Source organism: Mucilaginibacter sp. cycad4 (assembly GCF_034263275.1).
Taxonomy (GTDB): Bacteria; Bacteroidota; Bacteroidia; order Sphingobacteriales; family Sphingobacteriaceae; genus Mucilaginibacter.
Genome location: NZ_CP139559.1, coordinates 5,675,808 through 5,696,321, shown reverse-complemented (window position 1 = coordinate 5,696,321; position 20,514 = coordinate 5,675,808). Strand labels below are relative to the sequence as shown.

Genomic DNA, 20,514 nt, shown 5'->3' with positions numbered 1-20,514 from the left:
TTCTAAATCTACTATCACTTGTCCATTCTATGCAAGTTTGGACAAATAATGCCAATTATTTTATCTATTACTATTTTTTCTGTTAAACCACCAATCTGCCTGTTTGGTAAACATCAGCGCCCATCCCCACAACTCAACAATGATTTCGGCGAAGGTTAAAATGATGAGGTAAACCGGCATTTGGATAGCCTTTTTTGCAACCGAGCTGTCGTGCAAAACCCCAAAACTATACAATAACGATGATCCCAGAAAAAATACATTCAACAGTATCAAAACCGAAAGAATAATCCTTGCCCATTTTTTTCCTTCTCCGGTAACGAAGATCAAAAATCCAACAGCAAATAATATAAACAAGATGGCCGAAAAATTAAAACCATCCAGGTAATTATTGAGCGTTTGGATCAGCAAGCCCAGGTAAAGCAATAAAATCCCCTTTACAAAAATCACCGGTGGCTTACCGTCGGGATGATTGTTGAGGTAAAATTTATCAAACGCACCCTGTAACATTATTCAGCTTTTTTAAACGCGTTCCAGCCCTGGGCTTTCAATTCATGTACAGTACCGCTTTTGGTGATCAGGTTACAACCGGCCGATGGCTCGGTGATGTAGCCAATGATCGTGATATCCATTTTAAACTTGATCTTATCATAATCGGCCTGCTTAACGGTGAACAACAATTCGTAATCTTCTCCACCGCTCAGCGCACAAATAGTGGGGTCGAGGTTAAATTCGCGGGCAGTTTCAAAAGTCATCGGGTCGAGCGGAATTTTTTCTTCGTACAGGTTACAGCCTTTGTTGCTCTGCTTGCAGATGTGTAATAATTCCGAAGCCAAACCGTCGGATACATCGATCATCGCGGTTGGTTTTACCTCGATACTTTTCAGCAATTCCACCACATCACGACGGGCTTCGGGTTTTAACTGGCGCTCAACAATGTAATCTTTCCCTTCCAGATCCGGCTGAATATTAGGGTTTTCCATATAAATCAGCTTTTCGCGCTCAAGCAACTGTAAACCGGTATAAGCACCGCCCAGGTCACCAGATACGCAGATCAAATCACCTTCCTCAGCACCATCGCGGTATACGATATCAGCTTCATCAGCATAGCCGATAGAGGTTACGCTGATCACCAGTCCTTGTTTTGATGAAGTGGTATCACCTCCAATCAGGTCTACATTATATTTTTCACAGGCGATATAAATCCCCTGGTAAAGCTCCTCAATGGCTTCGAGCGGAAATTTACTCGACATGCCTATAGACACAGTAACCTGCGATGCTATGCCGTTCATCGCATAAATATCACTTAGGTTTACCTGTATAGCTTTGTAACCCAAGTGTTTAAGCGGCGTATACGCCAAATCAAAATGGATCCCTTCCAACAGCATATCGGTACTTACCAGCACTTTTTTACCGGCAAAATCAAGTACGGCTGCATCATCGCCAACCCCCTTTTTTGAGCTTTCGTTGCTGAGCTTGATATTTTTTGTGAGGTGACCGATAAGGCCAAATTCGCCAAGCTCCTCTAAATTGGTTCTATCCTGATTTTCAAACATATTAGCCACTCTAAATCTCCCCTAAAGGGGTGACTTTTAAATTTATATATTTACACTTTTCGGGCCGCAACCCGGTTTTACATCTTCCGCCGAAGGCGGGAAAATTTTTTTACAATTTAGGTTTACATAACCACCCAAATTTGCTCACCTCCAAAAACGGACGACAAATATATCGACTCCTGCTTCCCTTCGGCTTTTATACTTTTTAACAACAATGTGGATAACTCCATTTTCAGGGCCGCAATCTTTGGCCATTATATCCGCCTTTGGCGGAAAAATTTTTTAAGATTTTCAGCCTTTCAAGCGCTTCGGAGGCATTTTATCCTAAAAACACCTTCAATCCCGGCCTCTCCGGTTTTCCACATTTACCCGGTTTATAAGTTTCAAATCCAAGCCATTTCGCCAACAAAAAATCGGTGAAATCACCCTAATCAGTGAAATCCCAAAACTATAATCCCAACTGTGCCGAAATTTCCAGCATCCGTTCAATTGGCTTTACTGCTTTTTCAATGATATGATCCGGTACAGTTATCTCGGGCATCTCATTTTTTAAACACAGGTACAATTTTTCCAGTGTGTTACGCTTCATGTGCGGGCAATCGTTGCAAGCACAATTATTGTTTGGCGGCGCCGGAATAAATATTTTATCCGGGTTTTCCTTTTGCATCTGGTGTAAAATACCTGCCTCTGTTGCTACTATAAATTCCTTATCCTGGTGACTGCCGGCATATTTTAAAATTCCGGTTGTTGAACCAATATAGTCGGCCATTTCCAGTATAACATCCTCGCATTCAGGGTGTGCCAATAATTTAGCCCCCGGGTGCCTTTCCTTCAGCTTAGTGATCTTTTCTCTCGAAAAAATCTCGTGAACCATACAGGCCCCATTCCACAATACCAGGTCACGTCCTGTTTTTTTGGCTACATACGCGCCAAGATTTTTATCGGGCCCGAAGATGATCTTCTGATCCTTAGGCAGGCTCTCCACAATCTGTACCGCGTTGCTCGATGTGCAAACAATATCGCTTAAAGCTTTCAGTTCGGCTGTGCAGTTTACATAAGTGATCACCAGGTGATCAGGGTAGTTTTCCTTAAATTTTTTAAACAAATGTGGCGGACAACTATCTGCTAATGAACATCCTGCCTTTACGTCTGGCAGTAAAACCTTCTTTGTTGGCGACAGGATCTTAGCTGTTTCGGCCATGAAATGCACACCTGCAAAAACAATAATGTCGGCATCCGTTTTAGCGGCTTGTTGAGATAATCCCAAACTATCGCCAATGTAATCGGCAATATCCTGTATATCCCCATCCTGGTAGTAATGCGCCAGGATCACCGCGTTCTTTTGCTTTTTTAATTTTTCAATTTCAGCGAAAAGATCAAGCGTCGGATCAATTTCTTCATCCACGTATCCTTTCAGATTTATTTCTTCGAAGGTATTCATTTCCACAATTCAATTAATAACAACTACTTTTTAAATAAAATAAAACTATTGTTTATTAGGGTGTTGGTAATGTGCAAAAGTCGGAGTAATTTTTCTTTTTAAAATTAGTTTTTACAATTTATTAACACATATAAACACTTTTCCACTATTCAGCTTACTGATTTTTAGATATGTATGACAATCAATTTTTATTTGAAAAAGTTTTATGTTAATATTTTCAGGGTTTACAAAATGTTAGCTTTATGACTAAAGTGTCGTAAAAGTCGCTCAAAAAATATTGATATTCGGCATGAGAAAGCGAGTTATACACACTGTAAACTATTTTTCACTTTTTGTTTACATAAACTTAACAGGTTTTACAGCTGTTATTAACATTAGTACTACTTTTACACACATTTCGTATAATATATGACTCGAACTGTTGATTTCCTTGTAGTGGGTTCAGGCATTGCCGGATTAAGCTTCGCGCTCAAAGCAGCCAAGCATGGTAAGGTTCTGATAGTTACAAAATCGAACGAAGACGAATCCAACACCAAATATGCCCAGGGAGGCGTTGCGGTGGTTGTGGATAAAAAAGAAGATTCTTTTGAAAAACATATCCAGGACACCTTAATAAGTGGTGATGGGCTTTGCGACCATGAAGTTGTTGAAGCTGTTGTTAAGGAGGGCCCCGAGCGGATCAATGAAATAATTGATTACGGAACCAATTTCGATAAGACAAACGAAGGTGTTTATGACCTGGCCAAAGAGGGTGGGCATTCAGAGTTTCGCGTATTACATTATAAAGATGTAACTGGCTGGGAAATAGAGCGTTCGCTATTGGAGGAAATTCATAAAAACCCTAATATTGAGATACTTACGCATTATTTTGCAGTTGATTTGATCACTCAGCACCATTTGGGCGAGCTGGTAGGTAAATCAAGTACCGATATTACCTGTTTTGGGATTTACGCCTTTAATACCGAAACCAAGATTGTAGAGAAAATCTTATCTAAAGTGACGGTGATGGCGGCAGGTGGGGCGGGACATATTTATGCAGTTACTACTAACCCAACCATTGCCACCGGTGATGGCATTGCCATGGTATATCGTGCTAAAGGTAAAGTACGTAATATGGAGTTCATGCAATTCCATCCAACAGCATTATATAACCCGGGCGAGTATCCGTCATTTTTAATATCTGAAGCCGTGCGCGGTTTTGGCGGCGTTTTGAAACGTACCAACGGCGAGGAATTTATGCACGAATATGATGAGCGTAAATCATTAGCGCCCCGTGATATTACTGCAAGGGCTATTGATGCCGAGATCAAAAAATCGGGTGAAGATTTTGTTTATTTAGATGTAAGGCACCGCAGTAAAAAAGATATCCTGAACCATTTTCCTAATATTTATGCTAAATGTTTGGAGATTGGGATTGATATGACCAAGGATATGATCCCCGTTGCGCCTGCCTGTCATTATATGTGTGGCGGTATTTTGGTTGATCATGTTGGCCAGTCATCTATATTAAGGTTGTATGCCTGCGGCGAATGTTCATCAACAGGTCTGCATGGTGCTAATCGTTTGGCTTCAAATTCTCTATTGGAGGCTTTGGTTTTCGCGCATAGAATCTATGAGGATGCAATCAAGAGCTTCGAAAATAATGTGATCCCTGATAATATCCCGGATTGGGATGAGAAGGGTGTACAGCTGTCAAACGAAGACATCCTGGTTACCCACAACGTGCGCGAAATGCAGAAGCTGATGAATGACTATGTGGGAATTGTACGTTCAGATTTCAGGTTGGAAAGAGCTTTGCGCAGGTTAAAGTTGTTGTACGAGGAAACGGAAGATTTTTATAAAAAAACAAAGCTTTCTGTTAAACTATGCGAGCTGCGTAACCTGATCCAGGTATCGTTTATTGTAGTAAAATCGGCCATGTTACGTAAAGAAAGCAGGGGATTACATTATACTACTGATTATCCGGAGCATGCTGAGCAGGTGCAGGATACGGTGTTTTAATAATAAAAATGACAGCCACGTCATTGCGAGGTACGAAGCAATCCCAAGCTATACAGAGGAACTTGCATAGCTACTCTGCTTATTTGGGATTGCTTCGTACCTCGCAATGACGATTGTTTAAGAAAATTTTTAAGTGAGCGAAAAACGGGATTCGAACCCGCGGCCTTCAGTTTGGGAAACTGACGCTCTACCGACTGAGCTATTTTCGCTTATATAGCATTCAAACATAAAGAAAATTATTTAAATCGCTAATTCACTAAATCAATAATTCACTAATTGATTAAGCCATGCCGTTAATACTACCTGTTAAAGATAAAAGCCCGGTTTGGGGCAATGATTGTTTTATTGCCGAAAATTGTACCATAGTAGGGGATGTGGTAATGGGCGATAATTGTTCTGTATGGTTTAATGCCGTGATCCGGGGCGATGTACATTATATTAAAATTGGTAATAATACTAATGTCCAGGATGGTGCCGTTATTCATGCTACTTATTTAAAAGCGCCAACAAACATTGGTAGTAATGTATCTATAGGGCATAATGCGCTCGTACACGGCTGTACTTTGCATGACCATACTTTGGTAGGGATGGGCGCTATTGTAATGGATCACGCGGTTGTAAACGAGTTTGTGATCATTGCTGCAGGTGCTGTAGTGTTGGAAAATACGATATGTGAGTCGGGCTATTTATATGCCGGCATCCCTGCAAAAAAAATAAAGCCCCTTACCGATGAGCAAAGGGCTATGTTGAAGCAGCTGCCTCAAAATTACATCATGTATTCGGGCTGGTTTAAGGAGTAACCTTTTCTTTGGGGATCGTGACCGGTTCTTCAGCTTCCCAGTTCGGCCTTAGGGTAATGAGTTTTTCATTTAGCCAGATATTTTCGGGTTGTCGCTTCAATCTTACGTTCCCGCTATCCCATTTGCCGTTTTTATTTTCATCGTAAATGATCCTCACGTAGTATTTGGCGGCCAGGATCCCTTTGTACACCAATGAAGTACTTTTGGTGATCGGATCACTTTGAATCAGTTTCTTGTCTTCACTCAGCAACTCAACTACATATGCTTTAGCCGTGTCGGGCACAGTTAGTTTTACTGTGAGCTGGCTATAATTATCCAGCTTGTTGATCTGGAATTTTTTTGAAAGGCGTTTGTTTTTATCGCCATAAATATCCGTCAATGCGCCTTCATTAAGTATCAATTCATATTTGCTGGTTTCGCGCCACCGATATTTTAAATTGAGCAGTTTATAGTTCCCTGTATCTTTTTGTAAAGTATAATCGCTTGTAGCAACCGAATCTTCGTTCAATGTAATTTGAGATTGATCGAAGTTTTCGATAGGGATACTTGCGGTAATTACAAGGTTACCCCCTGGCTTCAATTTGCTGTCGTTACCAATATTGTAGGCTGCTGTTACCGTGCGGGTAAAGCTTTCGTTTTTACGCTTTAATTGATAGATAGTATCAATGGGCTTACCCTTGTCAAATATCGCAACACGTACCGAGTCAAAGTTCATATTACGTAAATAAACAGAGGCGGTATCTTTTGTACGCGAAAATGATACCTGTTTCCTGTTATCTACATCCGATGGGTAAATAATTTTGATGGCAGGTTGCGTTAAGCCTTTATTAAACACCAACAGTAATTTTCCATCGCTGTCAAAACGTTTTTCGGATACCCTGAATTTTTCCGGATCCTGCTTGAACAGGTTGAGCTGAATGTTTGAGGTATCGGCTCTTAAATGAATCGGCTTTTTGAGAAATGCGATCAGTTCATCATCACGGTTAAAAATTTTATCCGGGCTTGCTTCTTTTAATGCATAAATGCGATAGTCGTCTTCACGCAAATTATTTAAAGCGAAATTTCCCGATGAATCGGTGAGGGCGAAAATAGATGGCTTCTTTTTTCCGAAGAGTGTGTCCTGCTTTACCGGGAAAATAAATACCAGTACATCTTTTTCTTTTTCCTGGGTGAGGGTATTAGTCACCGACCCGGTAATACTCAGGGAGTCGATGTGGTTACCTGTCGAAAAAACGTAAGTGAAATTTTTCAGGATGTTACTTTCATTAACGTCTTGTATCGACTTTCCAAAATTAATAACATAGGTAGTATTTTTTTGAAGAGTATCTTTAAACTCAACTTTTAATTTTCTTTTGTTTGATGAGTACTCCGGTTGCTTTTCCATAGCCGGGCTCATGCTGATCTCCTGGTAAGCATTGGTGAGTTTGATAAACTCATCAAATTCCAGGTCGATTTGTTTGGCCGCAAAATTACGGGTTTTATTTCCAGGAATTGCCTTCACCAATTTGGGCGGAGTCTGGTCGCGCGGCCCTCCTTGCGGTGGTTGTTGGGCTGCGCATCCAAAAATGAATAAAACGATAAAAATCAGTATTGAATTTTTGGTAAAAATGGCCGTTTTTGTATTTAACATAGTTTTTAGGCGATATAAGCGATTTTTATGTTTTTATGAGAAGTACTATTAAAAATTAAAAATAATTGATTTTAAAGGACTTTTTATAATTAATTAATTATCAGATATTTACGTGTTATCTCGATACATGAACCATCAAAACTGAAATATCAGATGGTGAAACGCCTGAAATTCGTGAGGCCTGGCCTAAAGTGCGTGGTTTTATCCTCATCAATTTTTCGCGTGCTTCTTTGGATAGCGATACCAAAGTATGATAATCAAAATTTGGATTGATCTCGCGGTCTTCCATTTTTTTCATCCGGTCAACTATCTCCATTTCCTTGATGAAATAACTCTCATATTTGATTTTTATTTCAGCCTGTTCAATAGTTTCTTTATCATAGGATGATAATAATTCGGCTAAAGCGGTATCGGCAGTTTTCAAGTCATTGAAACCAACCTGGGGCCTGCTTAACAAATTAAACAGTTTGGTACTTTGAGCAAGCGCGCTCGTACCTAATTCTTCCATCAGGCTGTTTACTGATGATGGATCAATAGATTTACTTTTGGTATAAGCTACAATATCATCAGAATTTTTTATTTTCTGATTTACCTTTTCTAAACGCTCATCGCTGATCAATCCTAATTCATGACCCATAGGAGAGAGCCTGATATCGGCATTATCCTGGCGCAATAGCAAGCGGTGTTCGGCCCTTGAGGTGAACATGCGGTATGGTTCTTCGGTGCCTTTAGTTACCAGGTCATCGATCAAAACACCGATGTATGACTCTGATCTTTTCAGGATCAGTTCATATTTATCGTTAATTTTTTGGTGTGCATTGATCCCCGCGATGAAACCTTGTGAGGCTGCTTCTTCATATCCTGTAGTACCATTGATCTGCCCGGCGAAGTAAAGGTTGCTGATCTGTTTAGTTTCTAAGGTTAAACCTAATTGTGTAGGAGGGAAGAAATCGTACTCAATAGCATAACCAGGTCTGAACATTTTTGCCTTTTCAAAGCCCGGTATTTTGGTGAGCGCTTTGTACTGTACATCTTCAGGCAGTGAGGTAGAAAAACCGTTAACATAGATCTCGACTGTATTTAATCCTTCCGGTTCAACAAAAATCTGGTGACGGTCCCGCTCTGCAAAACGGTTAATTTTATCTTCAATTGAGGGGCAATAACGCGGACCTAAACCTTTGATCCGGCCGGTAAACATCGGCGATTTTTCAAAGCCTTCTTTCAAAGTTTCGTGTACATCGGTATTAGTATAGGTAATCCAGCAGCAGCGTTGTTCTTCAATAAAAGGTACATCAGTAAAAGAAAATTTTCCTCTTACCGGGTCGCCCCATTGCTCTTCCATTAGGGTGTAGTTAAGGCTGCGGCCATCCACACGGGGTGGGGTGCCGGTTTTCATCCTGCCTGCTTCAAAGCCTAATTCAACCAATTGTTCGGTTAAACCGGTGGCAGCTTTTTCGCCTGTACGGCCTCCGCCAAATCTTTTTTCGCCTATATGGATTAGTCCGTTTAAAAAAGTGCCGTTGGTTAATACCACAGCATCCGCTTCAATTTCGATACCTATAGAGGTACGCACTCCTGCAATTGTATTGTTTTTTACCAGAAGGGAGGTAACTGTATCCTGCCAAAAATCAACATTTGGGGTACGTTCTAATGCTAAGCGCCATTCTTCGGCAAACCTCATGCGGTCGCTTTGAGCACGTGGGCTCCACATTGCCGGACCTTTTGATTGATTAAGCATCCTGAACTGGATGGATGTTTTGTCAGTTATAATGCCCGAATATCCACCTAAAGCATCTATCTCACGCACTATTTGCCCCTTGGCAACGCCGCCCATTGCGGGGTTGCAGCTCATCTGTGCAATGGTGCCCATATTCATGGTTATCAGTAAAACTGACGAACCTAAGTTAGCAGCGGCAGCAGCAGCTTCACAGCCTGCGTGCCCGGCACCTACTACTATTACATTATATTTCTTAAACATTTTATCCTCCTTGTTCCCTTCGGGCAGGTCTTGAGTCGTAAGTTTTAAGTCTAAAGTTGACTTATTGCGGGTTCAATTCAAGATCTGTTTCCTTGTGGAACGTTAATTTAAATTCTTAGTCTCGGGTTTTAAGGCTTAATATATAAGCTTAAAATTTCGATAAATTAAAGTTCCACGTGGAACTTTAATTTTATTTTATGCTGATATTTCCTCCGTAAGTGACTTTCCACTTACTGCTTGGAATTTCAGACTTAGCTACAAAATTACCTCAATTAAGCAGATGTTCCACGTGGAACCCTGAATAATGATATTAAAGCTACAAAACCCCAAACGCCTTCCAATACCACAAAAGGGTAAAAGCTTACCATGTATGATGCATAGCAGCATGTACCTGCGCCTATAAGATTTAAAAGGCTGTAAAGCTTGCTTTCAGTAGGTAGTTTCTTAGTTAAATTTAACAGAAATGCTATTAAAAGTATAATTACCCCTACTGATGCTATAATATCTGATACTTTCATTATCCTTCGTTTAGCTCGGTTAGTTCCATCCAACGGGCGCTTTTATCGTCCAGTTGTTTGTTTAAAACCTCAATTTGTTTTAGTATTTCATCAAGCCTTTTAGGGTCGATACCGGAAGCGTTTAATTGTTCGTTTTTATCCTTGATATTAGCTTCAATGGCGTTGATCTCGCCTTCAATCCCTTCCAATTCCTTTGTTTCCTTGAAGCTTAATTTGCTTTTTTTAACTGCCGGGGTTTGCGTTTGCACTGCGGGAGCTGGTTTTTTAGCTTGTTGTTTCGCTTCTTCCAGTTCGAGCCTGTATGATGAATAGTTGCCATTAAAGATGCGTACATGGCCTTTTTCTTCCATAATGAAAAGCTGGTCTGTTAGCTTATCTAACAGGTACCTGTCGTGCGATACCATCATCAATACACCGCCGTAGTTGGTTAAAAACTCTTCCAATACGTTTAATGTATCGATATCCAGATCGTTGGTAGGCTCATCCAGGATCAGGAAGTTAGGGTTCTTCATCAGGATGCTCATCAATTGCAGGCGTTTCTTTTCACCACCGCTTAGTTTTGATATAAAACCATATTGCTTGGCAGGAGGGAAGAGGAACAGGGTGAGCAGGGCAGAGGCCGAAATGGTTTTACCATCGGCCATGGTGATAAACTCTGCAACGTTCTTTACAATATCAATTACACGTTCGTCTTCTTTAAACGTGATGCCTGCCTGGTGAAAGTACCCTATTACAGTGGTTTCGCCTTTTACTACGGTTCCCTGATCAGGTTGCAGCGCGCCGGTTATGATATTAAGCAGCGTAGATTTACCGCTGCCATTTTTACCGGCCAAACCTATCCTGTCGCCTTTTTTAAATATATAACTGAAGTTATTGATGTAGGTGTTACCGTTAAACGATTTGTAGAGGTGATCCATTTCCATGATCTTGTTGCCCTGGCGCGCTGTTTTAACGCTTAGTTCAACTTTGTCGCGGATCCCGCCGTTCTTTGTTTTTTCTTCCAGATCATAATAGGCATCAATGCGTGCTTTTGATTTGGTACCGCGGGCCTGGGGCTGGCGGCGCATCCATTCCAACTCTTTCCTTAACAGGTTTGAGTTTTTTTGGAAAGAAGCTTCATCCGCTGCTTCACGCTCGGCTTTCTTTTCAAGGTAATAACCGTAGCTGCCGTTGTACGGTTGAATCTTACCGCGATCAATCTCTAAAATCTCGTTACATACATTATCCAGGAAATACCTGTCGTGCGTAACCATGAGTATAGTTTTGTTGCCTTCGGTCAGTAATTTCTCCAGCCATTCTATCGTATCAATATCCAGGTGGTTAGTAGGCTCATCCAAAATATAAACTTCAGGGTCTTCAATAAGCAGCTTGGCTAAGGCCAAGCGTTTCTTTTGTCCGCCCGATAGGGTAGTGATATGCTGATTAAGATGATGGATATCTAACCGGCCTAAAATCGTTTTGATCTTATATTCATATTCCCAGGCGTCAACCTCGCTCATCTCTTCCATGATCTTTTCAATGGCTTTGGTGTTTTCCGGATCGTTCTCCATCAGTTCCTCGTACCTGCGGATGAGTTGCTGCTGCACATCATCGGCATGGAAAATATAATCGCTGATGGTAACCGCGTTTTTAAAGTTTGGATCCTGTTCCAGGTAACCCATGTTAAGGTCGCGGGCTTGCACTACTTTACCTTCGGTTGGTTTTATAGTACCGCCTAATATTTTTAAAAGGGTTGATTTGCCGGCACCATTAACGCCTACAAGTGCAACCTTACGGCCGCGATTAATACCTATGGTTACATTTTTAAATAACCAGTTGTCATGAAATTGATGGCCAAGGTTCTCGGCAGAAAGATAAGTACTCACGATAGTTGTTTTATTTTATCCGACTCGTATATAAATACACCAGCCGCGTTTTTTATTGATTGTTTATACATGGCCCTGGCAACTGCAGATGCCTCAATGCTTTGATATTTTTTCCATCTGCCAAAAAGCAGCGGATTTATAACCTTCATTAAGCCGTTTACAAACTTTTCCATTGGCCTGCTTTCCTGCCTGTCGCCGGCTAAAAAAGATGGCCTGTAAATATGAACAGTGGAAATGCCTGCAGCTGTTATATCGGCCTCGGTTTCTCCTTTAGTTTTGGTATAGAAGTTAACACCATTTATGTCGGCCCCTATCGACGATACCAAATGATATTGCTCAACTCCGTTTTGCCTGGCTAATTGCGCCAGTAATAACGGATAATCATGATCTATCTTGCGATAGACAGCCAAATCAGGCGTTTTCTTTTTTGTCGATCCCAAGCAACAAAACAAAGCGTGGCCGGTCAGCTCATTTTTGTATGTTTCGGGCTGTTCAAAGTCAATAACAAGCTGTGTTAATTTATGATGCTGAAGTGGCAGCTTTTTTCTGACCAGGATTAAAACTTCATCATAATAGGCTTGTTCCAATAAAATTTGCAGGAGATGACTGCCAATAAGTCCGCTTGAGCCTGCAATTACAGCTTTTTTGGCCATTGCTTATTGATTTTCCGCAAAAATACGCATAATTAAATTGTGGAATGAATATTGTGTGTTTAAACATATAATTATAAAGTAACATGAAAACAATATTTTATCCCGAAGCAGAACGCGGACATAATGATATCGGCTGGTTAAAAGCAAACTTTTCCTTCAGCTTTGCTTCCTATTATAATCCCGAAAAAATGAATTTTGGTGCATTGCGCGTATTAAATGATGATATTATTGCCGCTGGCCGTGGTTTTGGCAGCCACCCGCATGATAATATGGAGATCATCACTATACCTTTAAGCGGCGGACTGGAACATAAAGACAGTATGGGCAATACTGGTGTGGTAAAAGCAGGAGAGGTACAGGTTATGTCGGCCGGTACCGGTGTATATCACTCAGAATACAATGCATCGCATAAAGAAGCGGCAAATACACTGCAGATCTGGCTTTTTCCTAAAGAAAGGAATATCCAGCCACGTTATGACCAGATGAGTTTTAAAGACCGTTTTAAATTAAATGAGCTCACTACGCTGATCTCGCCGCGAAAAAGTGAAGACACCCTTTGGATAAACCAGGATGCCACATTTTCGATAGGGGAGTTTGAAGCGGGGCAAACAATAAATTATGATATTAAAACCAAAGGCAATGGCGCTTACGTGTTTGTGTTGGATGGAGCGGCTAAAATAAACAACCAGGTTTTAAACAAAAAAGATGCACTGGGCGTTTATGATACAAGTTCACTTACAATTATAGCCGAAGAGCCATCCCGTTTCCTGATCATTGACGTACCGATGTCATAATCAGTACTTACCTGAGTCCATAAAGTGAATATTATTGAAAGTTCAAAAACAATTGAGCATTGCTTTGTTGTTGTTTACTATTATTTATGATTCACTGATGGAAGCACAGCAGGAACTAAGCGGATGGAGGAAATGGCTGGAAGGCATGGGCGACTATGTATTGTTCTTCACACGTTTTTTCCGCAATATATTTACCGGCGGCTTTGAATGGTCGGAGTTTGTAAGGCAATGCTATGAAATAGGCTACCGGTCTATGATGCTGGTGGGTATTACCTCCTTTATTATGGGGCTGGTGCTTATTTTGCAGCTCAGGCCATCGCTGGTTGAGCTTGGTGCCGAGAGTATGCTGCCTAAAACCCTTTCGGTATCACTGGTACGTGAAATAGGGCCTGTGATCACCGCTATCATCTGTGCAGGCAAAATAGCTTCAAGCATTGGCGCCGAGTTGGGCAGTATGAAAGTTACCGAACAGATTGATGCTATGGAAGTATCAGGTGCAAACCCCGTCCAATACCTGGTGGTAACACGTATACTGGCCACCAGCTTTATGATTCCGCTGCTAACCGTTATAGGCGATGCTATAGGGCTTTTTGGCGGCTTCCTGGCACTCAACTTTACTGATAGTATCAGCTTTTCCCTTTACTTCAATAAATGTATAGCCTCGCTCGATTTTACCGACTTTCTTCCGGCTGTTGCTAAAACGGTGCTTTTTGGATTTGCGGTTGGTTTTGTGGGATGTTATAAAGGTTATCACTCGGATAAGGGCACGGAGAGTGTAGGCGTAGCCGCAAACTCGGCCGTGGTAACTGCCTCATTGTGGATTTTTATTATTGATGCCATAGCCGTTCAGATCACCAGTTTGTTATTTTATAAATAAGATGAAAGAAACAAACCAGCATACTGAAGCCGAAAAGGAACCATCGACCCAAAAAGAAGAAGTGGTGATCCGTGCCAGGGGGATAAAAAAATCCTTTGGTAAAAAGCAGGTGCTTAAAGATATCAGTTTCGACCTGAAAAAGGGTGAGAATATTGTAGTGTTGGGAAAATCGGGGCAGGGTAAATCGGTTACCATACAATGCGTTGTAGGTATGTTACAGCCCGATGGCGGTAGCCTGGAAGTATTTGGTGAAGATGTTACCACGATGGACGATGATGAGCTTAAACAGCTTAGGATAAAGATTGGTTTCCTTTTTCAGGGAGGCGCGCTGTATGATTCCATGACGGTAAGGGATAACCTGGAGTTTCCGCTTACAAGGGTATTGAAGCTGAAAGACCAGAAAGAAATTAATAAAAAGGTTGAAGGGGTATTGGATGCCGTGGGTTTGCTTGATGCCATAGATAAAATGCCGTCAGATCTGTCGGGCGGGATGCGGAAGAGGGTAGGTCTGGCCCGTACATTGATCGTTAACCCCGAAATTATGTTGTATGATGAACCTACCACCGGGCTTGATCCAATAACATCCCGCGAGATCAGTGAGTTGATCAACCGGCTGCAACGCAAGTATGAAATATCATCCGTTATTATTACCCACGATATGGAGTGTGCCCGCATTACGGCCGACCGGATCCTGGTAATGGATGATGGTAAATATATAGCCGAGGGCTCGTATAAAGAGCTCGAAAAATCGGACAATGAAATGGTCAGATCATTTTTTAACGTACAAGCATGAAAACCACATCCTCGCAAAAAATAAAAATAGGCCTGTTCACCTTTTTAGGGTTAGCAGTGCTGTTGGTGGCTATATTTTTAATAGGCAACCAAAAAAGCCTGTTCAACTCAACCTTTCATGTGTACGGACGGTTTAAAAATGTGAGCGGCCTGCAGGTGGGCAACAATGTACGCTTTGCCGGTATTAACGTGGGAGTGGTACAATCTATTAATATAGTGACCGATAGTTCGGTACGGGTTGACCTTACGCTGAATAAAAGCGTTAAAAAGTTTATCAAGAAAGATTCAAAGTTAAGCATAGGCAGCGATGGTTTGATGGGAGATAAGTTGGTTGTAATAGCACCCGGCGGTATTATAAGTCATGAAGAGATAGAAGATGGCGGCAAATTAAGTTCGATAAATCCGGTTGATGTGGACAGGATCATCAATAAGCTTACCCGTGTAGCCGACAATGCAGAATCGCTAACAGAAAACTTAACTGGCATTGTTGCCAAAATCAACAAGGGACAGGGAAGCATAGGCCGTTTGCTGAACAGCGATAAAATGGCCCGCGACCTGGAAGGAACCGTTAAACAAGCTCAAACCACTATCAAAACTGTTCATTCTACAACCAATACCCTTAATGAAGATTTAACCGCTGCTCAACACAACTTTTTATTAAGGGGATTCTTCAACAAAAAAAAGAAACGCGAACAACAAAGGCAGGATAGTATTAAAAAGGCCCGGGAGCAGATTAAAGAAGATAAAGAAAAAGCTGCTAAAGAAGCTCAGAAACAAAAGGAAAAAGCTGCTAAGGAGGCAGCAGATAAGCAGAAGGAAAATAATTAACTTATTGATAATAAGATAGTTAATTTAATATCACTATTGCAATGACATGGTGAAGGTGTCATTTTAATATTCAGCTTATATTTTGAAGTTAGGTTAATAACCGTCGGCGTATAATCAGTACTGTCCCTGTCGGCATTGATGTTATTTTCAAAAATTACCGCTTACAAGTGCCAGTATTTAAAAGAAAGATAAATACTTAATTCATGTCCATCTAATTGGTTGTTGCACCAATGTGCCACGTGGAACCTTTTCGGCGGGCTATAGTTACGTTAGCTATTAACCGGCCTCCTGCTCGATGTATAAATAAGTTAATTAACTGTAATACAAATTATTAAAAAAAATATGAAGCCGAACGCCGGCGATTTTGGAATAATTAAAAAGAGACCCTCAACCCACCAAACACCCTAAATCCATTCCTGTACGCCCCGTTCATCTGCGTTTTGTCCACCTCGCCGCTGTTGAGATAAAGTTCATCAGTACCATTACCGGTTTGCCAATGCAGGTATCCGGCCCCGGCCTGAATAGCTACGCATTTGGTAATGGCGTAACCCAATGCACCATTCATATTTAACCCATATCCATTGGCATGGTGACGATAGCTAACCGGGTGCTGAAAAGTGGTGATGAGGTTCCAGTTGCCCCGGGCATTATAACTTACCTGGTTGTAGCTGACATCGGCATTAAACTTCAGTTTTTTAATCAATTTTAAAGATGCAATGGCTTTAATGAATACGCCTTTCCATTTGGTTTGGTAGCTGCTGTTTAAGCCCGGAAAACGGTTATCACTATTGTATAAATAAAGCGATTGCCGGCTATCGGTATAGCCTGCGTAAGGGCTAAAGCTAAATCGTTCATTATCAATCAATTTATAGCCTGCTCCAAGGGCCCAGCCTTGCGTATATCCTTTACCCGCATCAAAAGTTTCGTTGTAAGTATTATTGCTGCGGTTATCGGCGCTGTAATCAGCATCATTTACCTTACCAGAAGTTATGAACTGCCGGGTATAATCGGCATAAAAAGAAAAATTTTGGTATAAGTTCCACTGTAATGAAGCAGCAACACTTTGTCCGCCGAGCTTTGTCCATTTCAGCTCCGAAAAAACGTTGGGGTTTTGTCCGTTACTATTACCGGCTATCGACCAGTGAAAATTTTCGCACTGATAACCATCGGTGATATTAAACTCCAATTTGCTCCCGCCCGATTGGGCATATAATGTACGCAGGCCTGTCATCAGCCATAAAAAGCAAAAGGCGGTAAATTTTTTCATGGGTAGATTAGATCAAAAAGGAAGCCTGCCCCTATAAAAAGGGCAGGCTAAATATATCATTTTAAATTATTGGTTTACGCCAAAAGCTTCCCAGCCCGATGCCGTAGTGCGGGTACAGGTCATGGGTTGCGTACCGTTTTCACTTGAGATGAATTTGCCATTATTGCCCCTGAAGGTAACTTTACCATCAGTAGTGGCGACCCAGTCAAATTTTTCCCAGTCGCCTATGGTAGTGCGGTTACAGGTAATAGCCTGTGTACCGTTTTCGCTGCTCACATATTTGCTCATGCTCCTTAAAGCAACTTTACCACCTCCGGCATCAACTACAGTAAATTGCTCCCATGCCGATGCTGTAGCACGGTTACAATTCATGGCTTGCGTACCGTTTTCACCGCTAACATATTGGTTATTAAAACCTTTTAAAGTAATGGTTTGGCCTATTGGAGGTGTGGTACCGCTGCCCGACAGGTCATAAACCCTTACATAATCAACCACCATGTTGCATGGTAATGCGCCATCGTTAATGGTATTACCAGGTAAATCGCCGCCGATAGCCAGGTTAAGGATAATAAAGAACGGATTATGAAATGCGCCGGTATTGTTGATATTATTGGCAATATTACCGGTTACATACAGCGTATTATCCACATACCAGCGAATAGAATTGGTATCCCACTCAACCGCGTAGGTATGAAAACCTGTTGGCGTTGTGGTAGTGCTGCCGCCGTATTGTACATGACCGCCGTTGTTGTACCAATGCATAGTGCCCAAAATGGTATTGGAGGTGTTAACCTGCTCCATAATGTCAATTTCGCCGCATTGCGGCCAGTTTACAGTACCAATGTTTGCGCCCAGCATCCAGAACGCCGGCCATGTACCTTGTACTGCCGGCAGCTTAATGCTTGCCTCAATACGACCGTAAGTAGGCTGGAATTTACCTGCTGTAGTCAATTTGGCTGATGTATAGGGCTGGCCTCCAACAGTTTGCTTTCGGGCAGTAATGGTAAGGAAACCGCCTGATACCGTGGCGTTTGCCGATTGGTAATATTCTTTTTCGTTATTAACACCGGGGTTGCCGTTATCAATGTTCCAGTTGTTGGTGTTAACGCTGGTGCCGTTAAACTCATCGCTCCAGAGTAGGGTACCTGCTCTTGGTGTGGTGCTTGAACTACCCGATTGTTCGTCGCCTGTTTTAATGGCGGGTGACGTTTTGTTCAGGTCCTTGCTGCACGACGAAATTAAAAGCATTAATGCCGATGCAGTAGCGGCACTCTTCGCAAAATTTAAAAGTTGTTTCATAATGATAGTATTGGTAAATAATTAATTGGTTTCGGAAGTAATTATTGGTTCACGCCAAAAGCTTCCCAGCCCGATGCTGTTGCACGGGTACAGGTCATGGCTTGTGTGCCGTTTTCGCTCGATATGAATTTGCCGTTATTGCCCCTGAGGGTAACTTTGCCGTCGGTTGTGGGGACCCAGTCAAATTTTTCCCAGTCGCCAAAGGTTGTGCGGTTGCAGGTTATGGCCTGTGTTCCGTTTTCTGACGATACATATTTATTCATGGCTTTCAGAGCTATTTTGCCTGCGCCTGCATCAACCACGGTAAATTGTTCCCAGGCCGATGCGGTAGGACGGTTACAGTTCATGGCCTGCGTGCCGTTTTCGCTGCTTACGTACAGGTTATTAAAGCCTTTGAGAGTGATAGTTGAACCGATGGGCGGCCCTGATGCTGAACTTTGAGTGCCGGTCCATTTAAAGGTTGCAACTGCACCGGCTGCCAGCGTGTAGGTAAATGATTCCGCGCCCCATTTTACTTTGAAGCTGGTGCTTGATGAACCATTATTTAGTGCGATAAGCACCTTGCTGCCGTCGGAGTTTTTGAATGCCACGTTTTGGATACTGCCCGATAAATTGGAGGCAATCCGCACAGCTCCCGGCCGTACAAAACGCGATGCATGGCCGATAATGTAATAACCAACATTGCGGGTAATAGAAGTACCGCTAACAGTGATCCCGCCCAAACAGGTACTGCAACCGCCCGGTGTATGCGGGTTGTTGTTTGGATCGGCAGCAAGGTTCCACTCTAAAACGTTGCGGCTCCAGTTGCGGGTAGCACCAATAATGAGCGTGTTAACATGCCATGACAAATCGCCGCCAAAATTGCTTGGGGCACCTACCCATTGTTCGGTGAAATAAACGTTTTTATTTGGATAGGCGTTATGCACATCGGTTAGCGAGCTGATATTGCCCGCATACAGGTGAAAGGCCGAGCCGTCTACATAAGGATTAGCGCCACCATCTGCCAGTACAGTTTCAGGATAATCAATCCTGTCGGTATTGTGGTCATAGGCAATGATCCTGGTTTGAAAACCTGCCGCCCGGATCTGCGGGCCGAGGTTGTTTTTAATAAAATTGGCCTGCTCATTCGGCTGCATCACCATACTTGGGTTATTGTACGGGTTAAGCGGTTCATTTTGAGGGGTAATGGCATCAATGGTAATTCCCTGGGCCTGCATGGCCTGCAGATATTTTACAAAATAGTGGGCGTAAGCATCATAATAACCTGCTGCCGTATTGAGACTGCCGCCGGTATAGCCGTTATTGCCTGTGGTGTTCACCTTCATCCAGGTAGGGGCAGTCCACGGGGTAGCTATGATTTTGATGGATGGGTTTATGGCGATGATCTTTTTCAGAATGGGGAGCAGGTCCTGGTTTTCGGCACTGATGCTGAAATTGTTCATGTTAAAGTCGCCGGCGGTTTGGTTGTAGGTAAAGTCGCTTGAACTTAGATCGGAAGCACCGATGCTGATCCGGATATAGCTGATCCCGATTTGGCCTGCAGCCGTACCAAAAAGCTCGTTAAGCACATTAGTTTGGTTAGCGCCGAGGCCGTTAAGCAGCCCGGCACTGCCCCCGGTTAAGGTAAAGCCGAAACCGTCTATCCCCTGGTAGGTTTGGTTTTCGTCTACCGTAATGGTTGTTGCATTAGTACCGGCATCGGCAGCAAAATTAAAACTGGTTTGCGCCTGTAAAAGCTGTGATTGATCGGCAGTGGTAACCCAGGCGTTCACTACTTCATTTGCGGCCCGGGCCACGGTGCCGCTTGTTTTTTGATCAGGAGCTTCGTTGTTGTTTACATTCTTTTTACAGGAGTAAAAAGCAGCGGTGGAAAGCAGGGTGAGGACTGCGAACCGCTTTAACTGGTAATTGATTTTCATTGAGTTGTTTATTTAGTTGATTGATATTCAAAAAAATATAACATAAACCCCTATACAGCAATTCAATATTTGTAACAATATTTAACTGTTGCTTAAGAATATCAAAGTATTGTTCAGGGCAAATACGCCCCTCCGATACTGTTTTCCATGAATAGGGATTACATGTAGCTTAAAATTGGCAGTACAAATCTACAGTAATTTAAACGGATTAATCAAGAAAAATGTTCGTAATTAATTGATTTATAATGCATTATGTATAATTCAATACGCTTGCATCACAGTGTTTAAAAGGGCAAAAA

The 20,514-nt window shown here is 42.1% G+C and carries 17 protein-coding genes and 1 tRNA gene; 6 read left to right on the top strand and 12 right to left on the bottom strand.

The window, feature by feature from the left end; all coding sequences use genetic code 11:
* Nucleotides 1-60: 60 nt before the first annotated feature.
* The 3 genes from SNE26_RS23300 to nadA all read right to left on the bottom strand — a co-directional run bounded on the left by SNE26_RS23300 (nt 61) and on the right by nadA (nt 2,994).
* Entirely contained in the window at nt 61-507 is a 447-nt protein-coding gene (locus SNE26_RS23300) for a hypothetical protein (protein WP_321556264.1), read from the bottom strand.
* On the bottom strand, nt 507-1,553 hold the full coding sequence (gene thiL, locus SNE26_RS23295) for a thiamine-phosphate kinase (RefSeq protein ID WP_321556263.1): 1,047 nt from the start codon (nt 1,551-1,553) through the stop codon (nt 507-509). Before thiL ends, SNE26_RS23300 begins: the two co-directional genes overlap by 1 nt.
* 448 nt (nt 1,554-2,001) lie before the next feature.
* Nucleotides 2,002-2,994, bottom strand: coding sequence for a quinolinate synthase NadA (nadA, locus tag SNE26_RS23290; protein WP_321556262.1), 993 nt, complete (start codon nt 2,992-2,994; stop codon nt 2,002-2,004).
* Between the two features lie 408 nt (nt 2,995-3,402).
* Here nadA and nadB point away from each other — a divergent pair, with 408 nt between their 5' ends.
* A complete protein-coding gene (gene nadB / locus SNE26_RS23285) occupies nt 3,403-4,995 on the top strand; it encodes an L-aspartate oxidase (RefSeq protein ID WP_321556261.1) in 1,593 nt (530 codons plus the stop codon).
* Nucleotides 4,996-5,131: 136 nt separating this feature from the next.
* On the opposite strand, the gene SNE26_RS23280 is transcribed toward nadB, so the two are convergent.
* Nucleotides 5,132-5,204, bottom strand: a tRNA-Gly gene (locus tag SNE26_RS23280).
* A gap of 78 nt (nt 5,205-5,282) precedes the next feature.
* On the opposite strand from SNE26_RS23280, the gene SNE26_RS23275 reads away from it, so the two are divergent.
* On the top strand, nt 5,283-5,795 hold the full coding sequence (locus SNE26_RS23275) for a gamma carbonic anhydrase family protein (protein ID WP_321556260.1): 513 nt from the start codon (nt 5,283-5,285) through the stop codon (nt 5,793-5,795).
* On the opposite strand, the gene SNE26_RS23270 is transcribed toward SNE26_RS23275, so the two are convergent.
* The 5 genes from SNE26_RS23270 to SNE26_RS23250 form a co-directional block, all read right to left on the bottom strand.
* On the bottom strand, nt 5,785-7,425 hold the full coding sequence (locus SNE26_RS23270) for an Ig-like domain-containing protein (protein WP_321556259.1): 1,641 nt from the start codon (nt 7,423-7,425) through the stop codon (nt 5,785-5,787). The genes SNE26_RS23275 and SNE26_RS23270 overlap by 11 nt on opposite strands.
* A gap of 115 nt (nt 7,426-7,540) precedes the next feature.
* On the bottom strand, nt 7,541-9,403 hold the full coding sequence (mnmG, locus tag SNE26_RS23265; RefSeq protein ID WP_321556258.1) for a tRNA uridine-5-carboxymethylaminomethyl(34) synthesis enzyme MnmG: 1,863 nt from the start codon (nt 9,401-9,403) through the stop codon (nt 7,541-7,543).
* A gap of 272 nt (nt 9,404-9,675) precedes the next feature.
* Entirely contained in the window at nt 9,676-9,921 is a 246-nt protein-coding gene (locus tag SNE26_RS23260; RefSeq protein WP_321556257.1) for a hypothetical protein, read from the bottom strand.
* Nucleotides 9,921-11,786, bottom strand: coding sequence for an ABC-F family ATP-binding cassette domain-containing protein (locus tag SNE26_RS23255; protein WP_321556256.1), 1,866 nt, complete (start codon nt 11,784-11,786; stop codon nt 9,921-9,923). Before SNE26_RS23255 ends, SNE26_RS23260 begins: the two co-directional genes overlap by 1 nt.
* Nucleotides 11,783-12,439, bottom strand: a complete 657-nt coding sequence (locus SNE26_RS23250) for an oxidoreductase (protein WP_321556255.1) — start codon at nt 12,437-12,439, stop codon at nt 11,783-11,785. Before SNE26_RS23250 ends, SNE26_RS23255 begins: the two co-directional genes overlap by 4 nt.
* A gap of 83 nt (nt 12,440-12,522) precedes the next feature.
* Between SNE26_RS23250 and SNE26_RS23245 the strand changes: the two genes are divergently transcribed.
* From SNE26_RS23245 to SNE26_RS23230, 4 genes are read left to right on the top strand one after another with little or no spacing between them, the layout of a single operon-like run.
* On the top strand, nt 12,523-13,233 hold the full coding sequence (locus tag SNE26_RS23245; RefSeq protein ID WP_321556254.1) for a pirin family protein: 711 nt from the start codon (nt 12,523-12,525) through the stop codon (nt 13,231-13,233).
* 34 nt (nt 13,234-13,267) lie between these two features.
* On the top strand, nt 13,268-14,110 hold the full coding sequence (locus SNE26_RS23240) for an ABC transporter permease (protein ID WP_321556253.1): 843 nt from the start codon (nt 13,268-13,270) through the stop codon (nt 14,108-14,110).
* Between the two features lies 1 nt (nt 14,111).
* Nucleotides 14,112-14,903, top strand: a complete 792-nt coding sequence (locus tag SNE26_RS23235) for an ATP-binding cassette domain-containing protein (protein ID WP_321556252.1) — start codon at nt 14,112-14,114, stop codon at nt 14,901-14,903.
* Nucleotides 14,900-15,730 carry an MlaD family protein gene (locus SNE26_RS23230; RefSeq protein ID WP_321556251.1) on the top strand — a complete coding sequence of 277 codons (831 nt, stop codon included), beginning with the start codon at nt 14,900-14,902 and terminating at the stop codon, nt 15,728-15,730. Before SNE26_RS23235 ends, SNE26_RS23230 begins: the two co-directional genes overlap by 4 nt.
* Before the next feature lie 373 nt (nt 15,731-16,103).
* Here the strand turns inward: SNE26_RS23230 and SNE26_RS23225 are convergent, their stop codons facing one another.
* From SNE26_RS23225 to SNE26_RS23215, 3 genes are all read right to left on the bottom strand, one after another.
* The gene (locus tag SNE26_RS23225) at nt 16,104-16,997 is read right to left on the bottom strand and encodes a hypothetical protein (RefSeq protein WP_321556250.1); all 894 of its coding nucleotides are present in this window, start codon (nt 16,995-16,997) and stop codon (nt 16,104-16,106) included.
* Between the two features lie 66 nt (nt 16,998-17,063).
* Nucleotides 17,064-18,296 carry a family 16 glycosylhydrolase gene (locus SNE26_RS23220; protein WP_321556249.1) on the bottom strand — a complete coding sequence of 411 codons (1,233 nt, stop codon included), beginning with the start codon at nt 18,294-18,296 and terminating at the stop codon, nt 17,064-17,066.
* Nucleotides 18,297-18,337: 41 nt separating this feature from the next.
* A complete protein-coding gene (locus tag SNE26_RS23215; protein ID WP_321556248.1) occupies nt 18,338-20,215 on the bottom strand; it encodes a glycoside hydrolase family 30 beta sandwich domain-containing protein in 1,878 nt (625 codons plus the stop codon).
* Nucleotides 20,216-20,514 lie beyond the last annotated feature (299 nt).